Annotated in this window: 13 protein-coding genes; 7 read left to right on the top strand and 6 right to left on the bottom strand. The window is 68.3% G+C overall.

Features of this window, described 5'->3' with window-relative positions:
- The first annotated feature begins 81 nt into the window (after positions 1 to 81).
- Together Ssi02_RS12740 and Ssi02_RS12735 are read left to right on the top strand one after the other, a co-directional pair.
- Positions 82 to 1824, top strand: a complete 1743-nt coding sequence (locus Ssi02_RS12740; protein WP_204025152.1) for a pyruvate dehydrogenase — start codon at positions 82 to 84, stop codon at positions 1822 to 1824.
- A gap of 24 nt (positions 1825 to 1848) precedes the next feature.
- Positions 1849 to 3225 carry a phenylacetate--CoA ligase family protein gene (locus tag Ssi02_RS12735; RefSeq protein WP_204025150.1) on the top strand — a complete coding sequence of 459 codons (1377 nt, stop codon included), beginning with the start codon at positions 1849 to 1851 and terminating at the stop codon, positions 3223 to 3225.
- Here the strand turns inward: Ssi02_RS12735 and Ssi02_RS12730 are convergent.
- The 3 genes from Ssi02_RS12730 to Ssi02_RS12720 are packed head-to-tail and all read right to left on the bottom strand — an operon-like array spanning position 3210 to position 4644.
- The gene (locus Ssi02_RS12730) at positions 3210 to 3950 is read right to left on the bottom strand and encodes an ABC transporter permease (protein ID WP_239128855.1); all 741 of its coding nucleotides are present in this window, start codon (positions 3948 to 3950) and stop codon (positions 3210 to 3212) included. The two genes, Ssi02_RS12735 and Ssi02_RS12730, sit on opposite strands and share 16 nt — an antisense overlap.
- Before the next feature lie 5 nt (positions 3951 to 3955).
- Entirely contained in the window at positions 3956 to 4393 is a 438-nt protein-coding gene (locus Ssi02_RS12725) for a type II toxin-antitoxin system VapC family toxin (RefSeq protein ID WP_204025148.1), read from the bottom strand.
- Positions 4393 to 4644: a type II toxin-antitoxin system prevent-host-death family antitoxin gene (locus tag Ssi02_RS12720; RefSeq protein ID WP_204025146.1), complete on the bottom strand. Its 252-nt coding sequence runs from the start codon at positions 4642 to 4644 to the stop codon at positions 4393 to 4395. The genes Ssi02_RS12725 and Ssi02_RS12720 overlap by 1 nt, the downstream gene beginning before the upstream one ends.
- Positions 4645 to 4762: 118 nt before the next feature.
- Here Ssi02_RS12720 and polX point away from each other — a divergent pair, with 118 nt between their 5' ends.
- The 3 genes from polX (at position 4763) to Ssi02_RS12705 (ending at position 9564) form a co-directional block, all read left to right on the top strand.
- Entirely contained in the window at positions 4763 to 6445 is a 1683-nt protein-coding gene (polX, locus tag Ssi02_RS12715; RefSeq protein WP_204025144.1) for a DNA polymerase/3'-5' exonuclease PolX, read from the top strand.
- Between the two features lie 98 nt (positions 6446 to 6543).
- Complete coding sequence (locus Ssi02_RS12710) at positions 6544 to 7773, top strand: sulfite oxidase (RefSeq protein WP_204025142.1); 1230 nt, start codon at positions 6544 to 6546, stop codon at positions 7771 to 7773.
- Positions 7774 to 8001: 228 nt separating this feature from the next.
- Complete coding sequence (locus Ssi02_RS12705) at positions 8002 to 9564, top strand: WS/DGAT/MGAT family O-acyltransferase (protein WP_204025140.1); 1563 nt, start codon at positions 8002 to 8004, stop codon at positions 9562 to 9564.
- Positions 9565 to 9736: 172 nt separating this feature from the next.
- On the opposite strand, the gene Ssi02_RS12700 is transcribed toward Ssi02_RS12705, so the two are convergent.
- Complete coding sequence (locus Ssi02_RS12700) at positions 9737 to 10324, bottom strand: TetR/AcrR family transcriptional regulator (protein WP_204025139.1); 588 nt, start codon at positions 10322 to 10324, stop codon at positions 9737 to 9739.
- 124 nt (positions 10325 to 10448) lie between these two features.
- On the opposite strand from Ssi02_RS12700, the gene Ssi02_RS12695 reads away from it, so the two are divergent.
- Together Ssi02_RS12695 and Ssi02_RS12690 are read left to right on the top strand one after the other, a co-directional pair.
- Positions 10449 to 11012, top strand: a complete 564-nt coding sequence (locus tag Ssi02_RS12695) for a TetR/AcrR family transcriptional regulator (protein WP_204025137.1) — start codon at positions 10449 to 10451, stop codon at positions 11010 to 11012.
- Positions 11013 to 11062: 50 nt separating this feature from the next.
- The gene (locus Ssi02_RS12690; RefSeq protein WP_239128854.1) at positions 11063 to 12619 is read left to right on the top strand and encodes an MFS transporter; all 1557 of its coding nucleotides are present in this window, start codon (positions 11063 to 11065) and stop codon (positions 12617 to 12619) included.
- A gap of 386 nt (positions 12620 to 13005) precedes the next feature.
- On the opposite strand, the gene Ssi02_RS12685 is transcribed toward Ssi02_RS12690, so the two are convergent.
- Entirely contained in the window at positions 13006 to 14616 is a 1611-nt protein-coding gene (locus Ssi02_RS12685; RefSeq protein WP_204025135.1) for a monocarboxylic acid transporter, read from the bottom strand.
- On the bottom strand, positions 14613 to 14846 hold the full coding sequence (locus Ssi02_RS12680; RefSeq protein WP_373870129.1) for a DUF485 domain-containing protein: 234 nt from the start codon (positions 14844 to 14846) through the stop codon (positions 14613 to 14615). Before Ssi02_RS12680 ends, Ssi02_RS12685 begins: the two co-directional genes overlap by 4 nt.
- Positions 14847 to 15237 lie beyond the last annotated feature (391 nt).

Below are 15237 nucleotides of genomic sequence, written 5' to 3'. Positions count from 1 at the left end.
CCGGACAAATGCCGCATAATGCGCTCCCCCTGGTGGGTACGTAGATTGATCGATACGTACGACTGATCTAGGGGGGCCGTCATGGCCAGGCAAACGGTGGCCGAGCAATACGTCGATCTCATTGTCCGCGCGGGGGTGCGGAGGGTCTACGGGGTGGTCGGCGACAGCCTGAACCCCGTGGTCGACGCCATCCGCCGGAGCAGCGACGTCGAGTGGATCCAGGTGCGCCACGAGGAGACTGCGGCGTTTGCGGCCGGCGCCGAGGCTCAGCTCACCGGGCGGCTCGCGGCCTGTGCGGGGTCGTGCGGTCCGGGCAATATGCACCTGATCAACGGGCTGTACGACGCGCACCGCTCCAACGCGCCGGTGCTCGCGCTGGCGGCGCAGATCCCGAGCAGCGAGATCGGCACGGGCTACTTCCAAGAGACCCACCCCGACCGGCTGTTCGAGGAGTGCAGCCACTACTCGGAGTTGATCTCCACGCCGGAGCAGATGCCGCGTGTCGTGCAGACCGCCATCCACCACGCGCTGGGGCTGCGTGGAGTGTCGGTGGTGTCGCTCCCGGGCGATGTGGCGGGCAAGGACGCACCGGACAAGTCGGTCGAACCCGCCGTGGTGCCCTCACAGCCGGCGATCCGGCCGGGTGACCGGGAGCTGGCGGAGTTCGTGAAACTGATCGACTCGGCGGAGAGGGTGACGCTTTTCTGCGGGCGCGGGGTGGCGGGTGCGCACGCCGAGGTGATGGAGTTCGCGGAGAAGCTCAAAGCACCCGTGGGTCACGCGCTGCGCGGCAAGGAGCACATTCAGTACGACAACCCATTCGACGTCGGCATGTCCGGCATGCTGGGGTACGGCGCAGCCTACGAGGCCATGCACGAGTGCGACCTGCTGATCCTGCTCGGCACGGATTTTCCGTACAACGAGTTTCTGCCGAAGGACGTGCGGATCGCGCAGGTGGACATCGCGCCCGAGCGGCTGGGGCGGCGAGCCAAGCTGGATCTGGCGGTCTGGGGTGATGTGGGCGAGACGCTGCGTTGCCTGACACCGAGGGTGCGGGAGAAGACCTCCCGCCGTTTCCTCGACCGAATGCTCAAAAAGCACGTCGACGCGCTGGAAGGGGTCGTCAAGGCCTACACCCGGAATGTCGACAAGCACATTCCCATCCATCCCGAGTACGTCGCCTCCATCCTGGACGAGGAGGCCGCGGCCGACACGATCTTCACCGTCGACACCGGCATGTGCAACGTCTGGGCGGCGCGCTATCTCACGCCGAACGGCAGGCGCCGGGTCATCGGGTCGTTTGTGCATGGTTCGATGGCCAATGCGCTGCCGCAGGCGATCGGGGCGCAGTTCCTGGACCGGAACCGGCAGGTGGTGTCGATGTCGGGAGACGGTGGGTTCTCGATGCTGATGGGGGACTTCCTGACGTTGGTGCAATACGACCTGCCGGTGAAGGTCGTGGTGTTCAACAACTCGTCGCTGGCGATGGTCGACCTGGAGATGATGGTGGACGGGCTCGCGCCGTACGGCACGTCCTATCCGCGCACGGATTATGCCGCCATCGCCACGGCGGCGGGGGCTCGGGGCATCCGGGTGGAGAAGCCGGGTGAGGTGCGCAGTGCGCTGCGTGCGGCGTTCGACCACAAGGGGCCGGTCCTGGTGGACATCGCCACCGACCCGCACGCCCTCTCGATGCCGCCCAAGATCACCGCCGAGCAGGTCACGGGCTTCGCGTTGTCGGCCAGCCGTACGGTGTTCAACGGCGGAGTGGGACGGATGGTGCAATTGGCGCGATCCAACCTGCGCAACATTCCTCGGCCGTGAGGCCGGCTCGCCTAGAGTCGGCGGGTGGATCCAGTTGAACTGTTTCAGCAGGTGGCGCGGACCGTTCCGGCCTATCGGGGTTTCCTCGCGGAACACGCCATAGCACCCGATCAAATCCAGACATTGGATGACTTTTCAAGTCTGCCCCTCACCACCAAGGACAACTACACACGCAAGCACCCCCTCCCCGACCTGTGCCGGGACGGTGTGCTCGGCGACATGGTGGCGGTGTCGTCGGGTTCGACCGGGGAACCGACGTTCTGGCCGCGTTCAAGCGACGACGAACGGGTCATCACCGATCGTTTCGAGCAGGTGTTCCGGGACGCCTTCGACGCCGGCTCCCGCCGTACCCTCGCGGTGGTCTGCTTCGCGCTCGGCACCTGGGTCGGTGGCCTGTTCACCATCGCGTGCTGCCGCCATCTGGCCGACCGCGGCCACCCGATCACGGTGGTCGCGCCCGGCAGCGACAAACGGGAGATCCTTCGCGTCGTCGCCGGACTCGGGCCGCACGTCGACCAGGTGGTGCTCCTCGGCTACCCGCCGTTCCTGAAGGACGTCATCGACACAGGTGCGGCGCAAGGTGTGCAGTGGTCGGACTACCACCTCAAACTGGTCACCGCCGGCGAGGTGTTCAGCGAGGAGTGGCGCACGCTGGTGTGCGAGCGGGCGGGCATCGCCGACCCCGCCCGCGGCACCGCCTCGTTGTACGGCACAGCCGACGCGGGCGTGCTCGGCAACGAGACGCCGCTGTCCATCGGCATCCGCCGTTTCCTGGCGGGGCGGCCCGAGGTCGCGCGGGAGCTGTTCGGCTCGGCCCGGCTGCCCACGCTGGTGCAATATGACCCGGATGTGCGGTTCTTTGAGACGGTCGACGGCACACTGCTGTTCAGCGGCGACAACGGGGTGCCGCTCGTCCGCTATCACATCGCCGACGAGGGCGGGCTGCTGGGACACGACGAGTTGCTGGGCTTCCTCGACGGGTACGGCTATCGCCCCCCGGTGAGCGGGCCGGCGCTGCCGTTTGTGTACGTCTTCGGCAGGGGACGTTTTGCGGTGTCCTACTACGGGGCGAACGTCTATCCGGAGAACATCTCCATCGGGCTTGAGCAGCCCGAGGTCAACCGGATGGTCACCGGGAAGTTCGTCATGGAGGTGACCGAGGACCCGGCGACGCGCGACCTGTCCCTGATCGTCACCGTCGAGCTGGCCCCCGGCCGGGGCGAGGAGGCGGGGGACACGGCTTTGGTGGCTGATGCCGTACTCGGTCAGCTATTGCGGTTGAACAGTGAGTTCGCGAACTACGTGCCTCAGGAGCGGCGGCGCCCCGTCGTCCGGCTGCTGGCGGCAGGGGACCCCGAATACTTCCCACCGGGGGTCAAACACCGCTACACCCGGAGATAACCTCGCACCGCAAGCTCAATGGTCACGAGTACGGCTATCGCCTCGGCGGCGAGCAGGGCCACCAGGACCACGAGCTGCACGACCCCCGCCTCCACCGGGCTCGCCCCGCCGAGCAGCATGCCCACGAACGCCCCCGGCAGCGTGACCAGACCCACCGTTCTCGTCTGGTCGAGAGCGGGCACCAGGGCGTGGGAGGCCGCCGGGCGGCAGATCTCCAACGCCGCCTCACGCGTTGTGAAGCCCAGCGCCAAGGCGGCCTCCACCTCACCCTTACGCTGCCGCAGCTCCTCCACGGCCCGCCGCCCGGCCAGGGTGGTGGCCGTCAGGCAGCCGCCCAGCAGGATGCCGGTGATCGGGATCACCACGATGCCCGCCGTGGAGATCACCCCACTCCCGGACAGCACCGCCAGCACCGGCACCGTCCCCGCCGCGATCGGCACCCCGGCCCACCACACCGCCCCGCCCCGCGTGATCCTCCGCCCTGCGGTGAACGTGGCCACGCCGTACATGAGCAGCAGAAACCCCGCCACGGCGGCCGAGTGCATCACGACCCACGCGATCAGTGCGGACACGGCCAAGAGCTGCACCACCGCCCGCCCGCATGCGACGAGCACCTCTCTGCCATGCCCCAACCGCCCCAGCCACGCTGCCGCCGCCCCCAACAGGATCAGCACGACGAGCACAACCGGCAACAACGACGTGATGGAGATCAGCGAGGTCCGCACCCGACCTAGTGTGACGACCCCTGCGAGGTGGTCTCAAAGGGGTTGAGCAAGGACACCCCTGTGCCCATGAAGTCCTTCACATTGCAGGTGACCAAAGTCCAGCCATGCGCACGTGCCGTGGCCGCGAGAAGACCGTCGACTGCCGGCAGGGTGCGCAATGCATTCAATCGCCCCCATTCCTCCGTGACCGCTGCTGTCACAGGGATGATCCGGTCACCAAACTGCCGACGGAGGGTAAGTAGCCAGCGCTCTAGGGTGGCAGCCTTGGCCGGATCCTTCTCTCGACAGAGCTCTATACCGCAGCGGATCTCACCGACCGTCAGGCTGCTGAGATGCAGCGTGGGGCCGTAGGAAGTGCGGATCCAATCTTTGACCACGGAACTCCCGTTTCGCTTGCGCGCTTCGGAGATCACATTGGTATCGAGCAGGAAACCGACGCCCATCAGTCGAAGACGATCTCACGAGGCAGATCCTTGCTCCGCGGAAACTCCACGTCGTCGCCCCAATCTGGGTCGGCGAGCAGGAAGTCAGCGAAATCGGATCCGTGATTGGTGAGACGGCGGTATTCGGCGACATCGACGACCACCACCACCTCTTCTCCATGGCGCGTGACGACTTGAGGGCCTTCGTGTAGTGCACGACGAACCATCTCGCTGAACCGCTGTTTCGCTTCCTGCACTTGCCACTCGGCCACAAGGCACCCCCTCAAGGCATCCCGTCTAGTCTGTCTAGACCTCAGCGTACCTCACCACCCCGGTCCGGCTCGTGCTGTACGGCGTAAGCCTGTCGGTGGGAGCCTCTAGGGTGGGCCTATGGCTCGGGCGAACGACGAGGTGGCGGCGGCGCTCACGGAATACGCGGATCTGTTTGCGTTGACCGGGGGTGACGCGTTTCGGGTGCGCAGTTATCAGAAGGCGGCGAAGGCGATCGCGGGTTACCCCGAGGACATCGCCGCAGCCGATGTGCGTGGGGTGCCCGGTGTGGGTGAGGCGATCGCCAAGAAGGTCGAGGAGTTCCTCGCCCGGGGCAGTTTCCGGCAGCTTGACGAGTTGCGCGGGCGGGTGCCCGAGGGGGTGCGGCGGTTGACGCGCATTCCGTCGCTTGGGCCGAAGACGGCGATTTTCCTGTTCCAGGAGCTCGGCATCGACTCGCCGGCGGCGCTGGGGGAGGCCATCGCGGCGGGGCGGCTGACGGGGATGAAGGGGTTCGGCCCGAAGACCGAGGCCAATCTGCTCAAGGGCATCGAGCAGCTGGAGCAGGCGGGCCGGCGGGTGCACATCGGGCTTGCGATGTCGCTGGCCGAGCAGATCATGGCGTCGCTGCAGGTGGAACGCATCGCCTACGCGGGGTCGCTGCGCCGGATGCGGGACACGATCGGCGATGTGGATCTGCTGACGGTCGCGCCCGTGTCGGTGATGGAGGAGTTCCGCGGGCAGCCCTATGTCGCCGAGGTGATCGCGGCAGGCGACAAGAAGACCTCGATCCGCACGACCGGCGGGGTGCAGGTCGATCTGCGCCGGGTGCCGGCGGAGTCGTGGGGCGCCGCGATGCAATATTTCACCGGCAGCAAGGAGCACAACGTCCACATCCGCGAGATCGCGGTGAAGAAGGGGTGGAAGCTCTCTGAATACGGCCTGTTCGACGGCGACCGGGTGATCGCGGCCGAGCACGAGGAGGACATCTACCACGCGCTCGGCATGCAGTGGGTGCCGCCGCCGCTGCGGGAGGACGGCGGGGAGGTGGCCGCGGCGCTGAAGGACGAGTTGCCGGAGCTGGTGACGTTGGCGGATCTGCGGGGCGATCTGCACACGCACACGGATCTGACCGACGGCATCGCCACGCTCGCGGACATGGTGGCGGCGGCGAGCGCCCGCGGATACGACTATTACGCGGTGACCGATCACGCGCCGGATCTGGTCATGCAGCGGATGACGCTGGACAAGGCGCTGGCCCAACGCGCCCAGCTTTCCCGCCTTCAGCGGAAATATCCGGACATGCGGTTGTTGCATGGCAGCGAACTCAACATCGGCCCCGACGGCTCGGTCGACTGGCCGGTCGATGTGCTCGAAGGTTTCGACGTCTGCGTGGCGAGCGTGCACTCGCATTTCAACCAGTCGCGCGACGAGATGACCCGCCGTTTCATCGCCGCCTGCGAGAACCCCGGTGTGGACATCATCGGCCACCCAACCACCCGCAAGATCGGCAAGCGCGGCCCGGTCGACGCCGACTGGGAGGCGGTGTTCAAGGCGGCTGCCCGCACCGGCACCGCGATGGAGATCGACTCCCACCCCGACCGGTCCGACCTGCCCGCCGATCTGGTCCGGCTGGCGCGTCACCACGGCGTGAAGTTCTCGATCGACAGCGACTCCCACGCGATCCCGCACCTCGACCACCAGCGTTTCGGGGTCGGCATCGCCCAGCGGGCCTGGTTGACCACCGACGACGTGATCAACACCTGGCCGATCGACCGGCTCCTCGCCTTCCTCAAGCGATGAAGGAGCCATTTATCACGCCGGAGTGGCTCCCGTGCGCATTAGATGGTTTCCTGGTAGGAAATAAATGAATCCATAGCCCGAAACCCCGAGGTGGCCATATGGATCTCGACGACCTGACCAGTGAAGCGGTTTACGACCAGGTGCGCATGGAGGGATGGCTCACGGCCCGCAACGCGGGGCCCGGCATGTTGTGCGCGCTCGGCGACGTGCCGCCGCTCATGCGCCACGTCCCGCGGGCGCGGAGAGCCGGCCCCATCGTCAAACCGCTCCCGCCCGAGTTGTTCATCCGCCACGGCACCAGCGCCGAGATGCGCTGGGAGGCCATGTGCGGCCAGGGCTACCACGTGCCGAACGACCGCTTCTTCGTGCGCAACCACACCTGCACGCCGATCATCGACGTGGGCTCGTGGCGGCTGCGCCTGCACGGCGACGGCCTGGCCGCGCCGCGCGACTTCACCTACGCCGACCTGCGGGCGATGCCGAGCACCACCCTCGACGCGGGCATCGAGTGCGCGGGCAACGGCAGGGCACTGTTCGCCACCCAGCAGAACCAGGAGGTCCACGGCACGCCGTGGCGGCTCGGCGGCATCGGGGTGGCCCGCTGGAAGGGCGTGCGCCTGGCCGAGGTGCTGGAGCGCGCCGGGATGCTCGACCGGGCGCTGGACCTCCTCCCCCGCGGCCTCGACCCCGACTACGTCGAGGAAGGGGTCAACCTGGGCCCGGTGCGCCGTCCGCTGCCGGTGGCCAAGGCGATCAAGGACGTGATCCTCGCCTACGACATGAACGGCGAGCCGCTCCCGGCCGACCACGGCTTCCCGGTGCGGCTGGTGGTGCCGGGGTGGAGTGGCATCTCCTCGATCAAATGGGTGGGCGACATCGAGGTGTCGGCGCGGCCGCTGCTGTCGCCGTGGAGCACGCGGTTCTACCGGATGTTCGGTCCCGACTTCCCGCCTGAGGGCGGCAAGCCGGTGACGAGCCAGGTGGTGAAGAGCGCGTTCGAGCTGGCGTGGGGGGCGGCCTTCGCGGCCGGGCGGCGGCACGTGCTGCGCGGGCGGTCGTGGTCGGGCGACGGGCACATCACGAATGTCGAGGTCAGTGTCGACGGGGGCCGCTCGTGGCAGCGGGCGCTGAGGCACGGGCCGCGGCTCGCCCCTGCGTGGACACGCTGGCATGTGGAGTGGTTCCCGACGAGGCTCGGGCCGTACATGCTCATGGCGCGGGCAACGGACATCACGGGCAAGACGCAGCCGGAGACGGCGGTGTTCAACACGCAGGGCTACCTGTTCGACGCGGTTGTGCGGCATCCGGTGAATGTCACTGCGTGGTAATGAACCCTCCCACATACCGGAATATCGCTCCCCCCGAGGAATCTCCGGCTTTCCGGTGGATATTAAGGTGGGCGCGGAGATGGTGACGTTGAGGGCCTCCAGGGGACCGGTTACCGGGAGTTCATCGAGAACACTCACCCGGCAACTCGGACGAAACACCACAGAAACCCACGAATGGGATGATGATCGTAAATATCAGGATTCATCCCTGTTGAGGAGGCCCGGACGATGCGCCAGTTGACGGCTCTCGACGCGCAGTTCCTCCACGCCGAGTCGGCCACCACGGCCGTCCACGTCGCGGGGCTCGCCATTCTGGACCCGGCCTGTGCCCCCTCGGGGGAGGTGACGCGCGCCGGGCTCATCGCACTGCTCCGCGACCGGCTGCACCTGTCGCCCGCGCTCTCCCTGCGCCTGGCCGACGTCCCGCTCGCCCTCGACCTGCCCTACTGGGTGCAGGACGACGAAATGGACGTCGCCGACCACGTCTACGAAAGCACCCTGCCCTCCCCCGGCGGACAGCGCGAACTCGCCGAGCTCGTCGCCCGCCTCCACGAGGCGCGGCTCGACCGTCGCCGCCCGCTTTGGGAGATCCACCTGATCAACGGCCTGGCCGGAGGCCGCGTCGCGGTCTACACCAAGGTGCACCACAGCGTGATCGACGGCGTGACGGGCGCGGAGACGCTGGCCTCCCTGCTCGATCTGTCCCCCGAGCCGCGCGCCGTCGAGCCGCCCGCGGCGGGGGGCCGGCCGGTGGTGCCCGACCGGTTCAACATGCTGGCCGACGCGGTCGTCCGCTCCGCCACCCACCCGATGCGCGCCCTGCGCTCGCTCACCCGCGCCGCCGCCGACCTCGACGCGATCCCGCTGGCCTCGTCGCTGCCGGGAGCGCGCTTTATCGCGCGCACCACGCGGCTGCTTTCGGGAGACTCGCGGGAGATGCCGGAACTTCCCGATCTCACTGCGCCGCGCACCCCGCTCGACGGGCGGATCAGCGGCGAACGGCGGTTCTCGTACGGATCGATCCCGCTGGGCGAGGTCAAAAGGGTCGCCAAGGCGTTCGGGCTGAGCGTCAACGACGTGGTCATGACCCTGTGCTCCTCGGCGATGCGGGCCTGGCTGCGCGAGCGGAAGGCGCTGCCGGCGCAGCCGCTCATCGCCGCCGTGCCGGTGGCCGTGCGCAAGACGGAGGGCGACGACGCGGTCGGCAACCGCCTGTCGGCGATGGTGACGCCGCTCGCGACCGACATCGCCTGCCCGCGCGAGCGGCTGGCCGCGGTCGGCGACAACATGCGCACGGCGAAGCGGAGGTTCGCCCTGTCGCCCGCCAACTGGCTGAACGACCTCACCTCGCTGCTCCCCGCGCCGCTGCTGACCCTGGCCAGCCCGGCGCTGTTCCGGCTGACCGCGTCGGCCGCTCCGGTGGTCAACCTGATCATCTCCAACGTGCCCGGCCCGCAGTTCCCGCTCTATATGTGCGGGGCGAAGGTGCTGGCCTACCATCCGATCTCGGCGCTGAGCGACGTGACCGGCGGGGTGAACATCACCTGCTTCTCCTACGACGGCTCGCTCGACTTCGGGATCGTGGCCTGCCCGACGCGGGTGGACGACGTGTGGGAGCTGCTCAGCCATCTGGAGCACGCCATGGACGAGCTGACCGCGCTGCTGCCCACGCCGACCGTGCAGCCCGTGCCGGTGCCGGCGCCCCCCGCGCCCGTCCCGCAGCCGGCCGCGGCCCCGCTGCCGGCGCTGCGCGTCACCCTCGCCGACAGGCGGGAGCCCGTCCCCGCCTGAGCGAGCGCCACCGGTGCGTACGGCATGAGCCTCGGCTCTCGGCGACGGCCGGGAAAAAGGGCCGCCGGACCCACCTCGACGCCCACGTGCGTGGCCGCCCCGGCTCCGCCGTACCCTCGCGCGGAGGCCCGACGGGTCCCGGCCCGGCGGAGGTCTCAGGTGGCGGCGGATGCTACCCCAACGCGTGGGCGATCAGTTCGGCGACGGCGTCGGGGTCGATCTGGTGGCCGGTGAGCTGGCACAGGTTCTCCTGGTAGAGCAGCACGGCGGCGAAGGTCGCGGCGGCGGCCTCCAGTCGGGCGGCGTCGCCGCGCCTGGTGGGCAGCGCGAGTTCGAGCGCGAACCTGGCCCGCCGGATCAGCTCTCCGTTGAGGCGGCCGAGGCGCTCGCGGACCGACCCGTGGGTGTCGGCCTCGCGGAACAGGATGCGGCGCATCGCCGGTGAGGCGCGCAGTGGTAAACGCCGGGCGAGTCTGGACAGGGTGCCCGCGGGATCGCCGGGGACGGCTTCGATCTCGGGTCCCTCCATGACGAGGGTGCGTTCGTCGATCAAGGTGACCAGGACGTCGATCTTCTTTGGAAAGTAATGGAAGAGCAGTCCCTTCGGCACTCCCGCGACCTTGGCGATCTCCGCAGTGGGAGTCGCGTCGTATCCCCCGCCGGCGAACAGTTCCTCGGCCGCGTCGAGAATGCGCGTCCGCGCCCCCGACGGTGCCGCTTCCCCGTTGCCGGCCCAACGAACGCTTCCGCGATCCTTCACGACCATGACCATAACGGTTCGGACACGGTCGATCCATGGCGCTGAGGGAGCAACTTTCAACCCGCGAATAGCATGTACCGTCTAGTTTGCGACAAAGTTGTTTCATACGAGATAAGGATGAATCGTGGCGATCAGTCGGGAGCAGATCATCAGCAGGGCGATCTGCCAGTTGAACGCCGCCCCCGCCTCGTCGATGAGCGAGCTCGCCACGGCCATCGGGATCAGCAGAGCAACCCTGCACCGCCACTTCGCCACACGCGAGGAGCTCATCCTCACCCTCGGCCACCGTTCCCTCGCCAACTGGGCGCGCGCCCTGCAGACCGCGGGCATCGCCGAGGCGGCGGAGGGCGGCGACCCCGAGCGCATCGGGGCCGCTCTGCACCACCTGATCGAAGAGCTCGTGGCCGACGCCGAGGACTACGGCTTCGCCCTGACCGACCACCAGATGGAGCGCATACCCGAGCTCGTCGAGCGCGTCGAGGCCCTCTCCGGGATCGAGGAGGGCTTCTACGCGGCCGCGCAGCGGGCCGGGGTGCTCCGCGCCGACATGCCCGTCCGGTGGATCGGCTGCGCCATGTTCGGCCTGCTGATAGCGGTCCGGGACACGCTGCGCCGCGGCGACATCGCGCGCAACGACGCCGTGCGGCTCGTCAGGGAGAGCTTCCTCGCCGGTCACGCCCAGCGCTGACGTCACTTGTCGCTTAAGTCACACCTGCACTGAACCACGGGGGAAAATCCTTGGCCGTCCATTCCACCCGAAGACCGGAACGCTCCACGCCCGCCCCCCACCCCAAACGCTGGGCGGCGCTCGCGGTCCTGTCGTCGAGTCTCCTGCTCATCGTGATGGACATCACGATCCTCAACGTCGCCCTGCCCGCCCTCAGCGCCGACCTGCGCCCCACCTCCGTCGAACTGCTCTGGATCCTGGACGCCTACTCCCTGGTCCTGTCCGGCCTGCTGGTGACCGCCAGCGCGCTCGGCGACCGGTGGGGCCGCAAGAAGGCGCTGCTCTTGGGCTTCGCCGTATTCGGCCTGGTGTCGGCCGGAGTGCTCCTCGCCACCACGTCGGCGCACGTCGTCCTGCTGCGGGCCCTGCTCGGCATCGGCGGCGCGCTGATCATGCCGTCGACGTTGTCGATGATCCGCGTCCTGTTCACCGACCCGCGCGAACGGGCCACCGCGCTCGGCGTGTGGGCCACCATGGCCTCCCTCGGCGGCGCGCTCGGGCCGGTGCTCGGTGGCCTGCTGCTTGAGTACTTCTCCTGGCAGTCGGCCTTCCTCATCAATGTGCCGATCATGCTGATCGCCATCGCCGCCGGTCTGATTTTGCTCCCCGAGTCCAGGAACCCCTCCCCCGGCCGCTGGGATGCCCTTGGCACGGTCCTGTCCATCGTCGGCATGACCGCGCTCGTCTACGCGATCAAGCAGTTCGGCAAGCACGGCGTCACCGACCCCGTCGCGCTCGTCTGCCTCGCCGCCGCCGCGGGCACGCTCGGGTGGTTTGTCGTGCGCAGTCTCAGGCGGCCCGACCCGCTGCTGGAGTTCCGCCTCTTCAAGGGCAAGGCGTTCTCCGCGGGAACCCTCACCGCGCTCACCACCAGCATCTCGATGGCCGCGATCATGTTGCTGCTCGCGCAGTGGATGCAGCTCGTGGGCGGCTACGGGCCTCTGGAGACGGGCATCCGGCTGCTGCCCATCGCCATCAGCTCCGGCATCGTCTCCCCGCTCGCGCCGCGCCTGGCCGAGATCTTCGGGGCGCGCACGGTGCTCGCCGGTGGGCTGGCGACCACGGGGCTCGGATACTTCATGTTCTACGCCTGGCCGTCGCCCGTCGGCTACGCCACCGTCGCCGTCGCCCTGCTGCTGATCGGGGCCGGGATGGGGTCGCTGGCCGTCGCCTCCGCCGTCATCATGGCGGGCGCCCCGCCGGAGAAGGCCGGCAGCGCCGCGGCGATCGAGGAGACGAGCTACGAGCTCGGCGCCACCTTCGGTATCGCCGTACTCGGCAGCGTCGCGGCCGTGATGTATCGCGCGGAACTCCCCCGGGCCGACCTCATCGCCCAGGGCCTGCCAGGCCCCGCCGCCGACGCGGCCCGCGAATCCCTCGCCGGGGCCCTGGAGGCCGTCAAGTCCCTCGGCGCCTCCGCCGCCCCGATCGTCCGCGAGGTCCAGGCCGCCTTCACCTCGTCCCTGGCCCTCTTCGGCGCCGTCGGCGGCGCCTTGATGCTCGCCGCCACCGTCGCCGTCTGGCTCCTCACCCCCCGCGACCTCGACCTGTCCGACAGCCACCACTAACCCCTCGTACGGCAAAGCCGGAAAACATGACGGTGGCCCGGCCGCGCTGAGAGCACCGTACGGCGCGGCCGGCCACGTCGTTCTCCAAAGCCGGTCATTCCCGATTGCCGAGGTGGGTCAGCGATCGGTCCGCGGCTCGATGGCCGTACAGCCGGGCGGCGGCGTTGCGGAGCCGGTCGAGGGCGTAGGGGTCGATCGGGTCCAGCGTGACGAGCCCCCCAAAGCATGCCCCGAAGCACGACAGTGGCCCGGCTGCGGCGAGAGCACCGTTCAGCGCAGCCGGGCCTTCCAGGTCCGCCCCGACGGTCCCTGGGGCAGAAAGTTTTGTCAGGAACCGCGCGGCCGGACGGCCGCGCGGCTGGTCTGGTGGGTGGAGTGGGCCGGTCTTAGTGGGTGCTGGCCTTTTCGGCGCCGACACCCGTGAGGGAGCGGACTTCCATCTCGGCGTATTTGCTCTCGTCGCTCTCGCGGCTGAGGACGGTGCCCAGCCAGCCTGCGAGGAAGCCGAGCGGGATCGACACGATGCCGGGGTTCTGCAGGGGGAACCAGGCGAAGTCGGCGTTGGGGAAGAGGGCGGTGGGGGTGCCGGAGACCACCGGGGAGAAGATCACGAGGATCACGGCGGACAGCAGACCACCGTAGATCGCCGAGACGGCCCCGGAGGTGTTGAACCGCTTCCAGAACAGGCTGTAGAGGATGGCCGGCAGGTTGCCCGACGCGGCCACGGCGAAGGCCAGCGCGACGAGGAACGCCACGTTGAGCTTCTGAGCGAATATGCCGAGCACGATCGCGACGGCGCCGATGACGAAGGCCGAGATGCGGGCGACCGTGATCTCCTGCTTCTCGGTGGCCTTGCCACGCTTGATCACGTGTGCGTAGAGGTCGTGCGCGAAGCTGGAGGACGAGGCCAGCGTGAGGCCCGCGACCACGGCCAGGATCGTGGCGAAGGCCACGGCGGCGATGATCGCGAGGAGGAGCGTGCCGCCGAAGTCGCCGAAGAGCTCTTGGCCGACGACCTTGGCGAGCTGGGGTGCCGCGGTGTTGCCGGCGGCGTTCTGTTCGGCGATGGCCTTGCTGCCCACGAGTGCGGCGGCGCCGAAGCCGAGCACGAGGGTCAGCAGGTAGAAGGTGCCGATGATGCCGATGCCCCACATAACCGACTTGCGGGCGTCCTTGGCCGTGGGAACGGTGTAGAAGCGGATCAAAATGTGGGGAAGCCCGGCGGTGCCGAGCACGAGGGCCAGGCCGAGGCTGATCAGGTCGATCTTGCCCGCGAGGCCCTGCGCCTCGGTGCCGTATTTGAGGCCCGCGTTGAGGAACACGTCGCCCTTGCCGCTCTGGGAGGCGGCCTGGCCGAGAAGGGCGGAGAGGTTGAACCCGAACTTGCCGAGGACCAGCAGGGTCACGAGGGTCGCGCCGCCCATGAGCAGGACGGCCTTGACGATCTGCACCCAGGTGGTGCCCTTCATGCCCCCGACGACCACGTAAATGATCATCAGTAGGCCGACCCCGACGATGGTGAGCGCCTTACCCCCCTCGGAGGTGACGCCGAGCAGGAGACCCACCAAAGCGCCCGCCCCCACCATCTGGGCGAGCAGATAAAAAATGCTGACCGTGATCGTCGAGACCCCGGCGGCCGTGCGGACCGGCCGAGGGCTCATCCGGAAGGCGAGAACGTCGGCCATTGTGTATTTCCCGGAGTTGCGCATCAGCTCGGCGACGAGCAGCAGCGCGACCAGCCAGGCCACGAGGAAGCCGATCGAGTAAAGAAAGCCGTCATATCCCGACAGCGCGATGATGCCGGCGATGCCGAGGAACGACGCCGCGGACATATAGTCGCCGCCGATGGCCATGCCGTTTTGCACACCCGTGAACGACCGCCCGCCGGCGTAGTAGTCGGCGGCGTCCTTGGTGTTGCGGCTGGCCCAGAACGTGATGGCGAGGGTGCCCACCACGAAAAGCAGGAAGAGAATCGTGGACAGCAGTTCCTGGCTCATCGCGCCTCCTTCTCCTCCACCTCGTGCCGGAGCTTGTCGGCCAGCGGGTCGAGCTTGCGCTCCGCGTGGCGCGAGTAGGCCCAGGCGATCAGGAAGGTGGAGACGAACTGCAGCACGCCGAAGACCAGTGCCACGTTGATGTTGCCGAGGAGCTTGACGCCCATGAAGTCACGGGCGAAACCAGACAGCACGACATAGAGGAGATACCACCCGAGGAAGGCTGCGGTCATCGGGAAAGCCCACGATCGGAACCGTCGCTTCAGCTCTTGGAACTCTCCACTCCGCTGCACCTGTTCATAGACCGATATGTCGTGCTGCCTGGTGGTCACTGAATGACCCTCCCCTTGCGAGTGTGATGCCGATCACGCTCAACGTAAGAGGCGACCGTAGCGGTTTTGGAGAGGGGCGCGCGGGTGCATCGGCGAGTCGGCACGAGGCGGCGACCAGTTGGCCCCACCTTGCGGTGAAAGGTTCCCTAGCAGCGGTGAACGGTCACCCTGCCTCGCTCCCACTTACCGCCCCGCATCCGGAAAAATCATCAAAAACACCAGCTCATCACGTTTCAAACCCGCCCCCGTCAAGCCTCCGCCGGAAGACCGGCCTGTACGGCGGAACCCCACG

The sequence above is a fragment of the Sinosporangium siamense genome (assembly GCF_016863435.1).
Taxonomy (GTDB): Bacteria; Actinomycetota; Actinomycetes; order Streptosporangiales; family Streptosporangiaceae; genus Sinosporangium; species Sinosporangium siamense.
The sequence above is the reverse complement of the archived record's forward strand: the minus strand, read 5'-3'. Positions and strand labels throughout refer to the sequence as shown.

Excerpts from the sequence above, each read along its gene's own strand:
- polX (WP_204025144.1), top strand. The coding sequence starts at position 4,763 with ATGGCTCGGGCGAACGACGAGGTGGCGGCGGCGCTCACGGAATACGCG.
- Ssi02_RS12710 (WP_204025142.1), top strand. The coding sequence starts at position 6,544 with ATGGATCTCGACGACCTGACCAGTGAAGCGGTTTACGACCAGGTGCGC.
- Ssi02_RS12705 (WP_204025140.1), top strand. The coding sequence starts at position 8,002 with ATGCGCCAGTTGACGGCTCTCGACGCGCAGTTCCTCCACGCCGAGTCG.
- Ssi02_RS12725 (WP_204025148.1), bottom strand. The coding sequence starts at position 4,393 with ATGGGCGTCGGTTTCCTGCTCGATACCAATGTGATCTCCGAAGCGCGC.
- Ssi02_RS12740 (WP_204025152.1), top strand. The coding sequence starts at position 82 with ATGGCCAGGCAAACGGTGGCCGAGCAATACGTCGATCTCATTGTCCGC.
- Ssi02_RS12685 (WP_204025135.1), bottom strand. The coding sequence starts at position 14,616 with ATGAGCCAGGAACTGCTGTCCACGATTCTCTTCCTGCTTTTCGTGGTG.
- Ssi02_RS12680 (WP_373870129.1), bottom strand. The coding sequence starts at position 14,846 with ATGACCGCAGCCTTCCTCGGGTGGTATCTCCTCTATGTCGTGCTGTCT.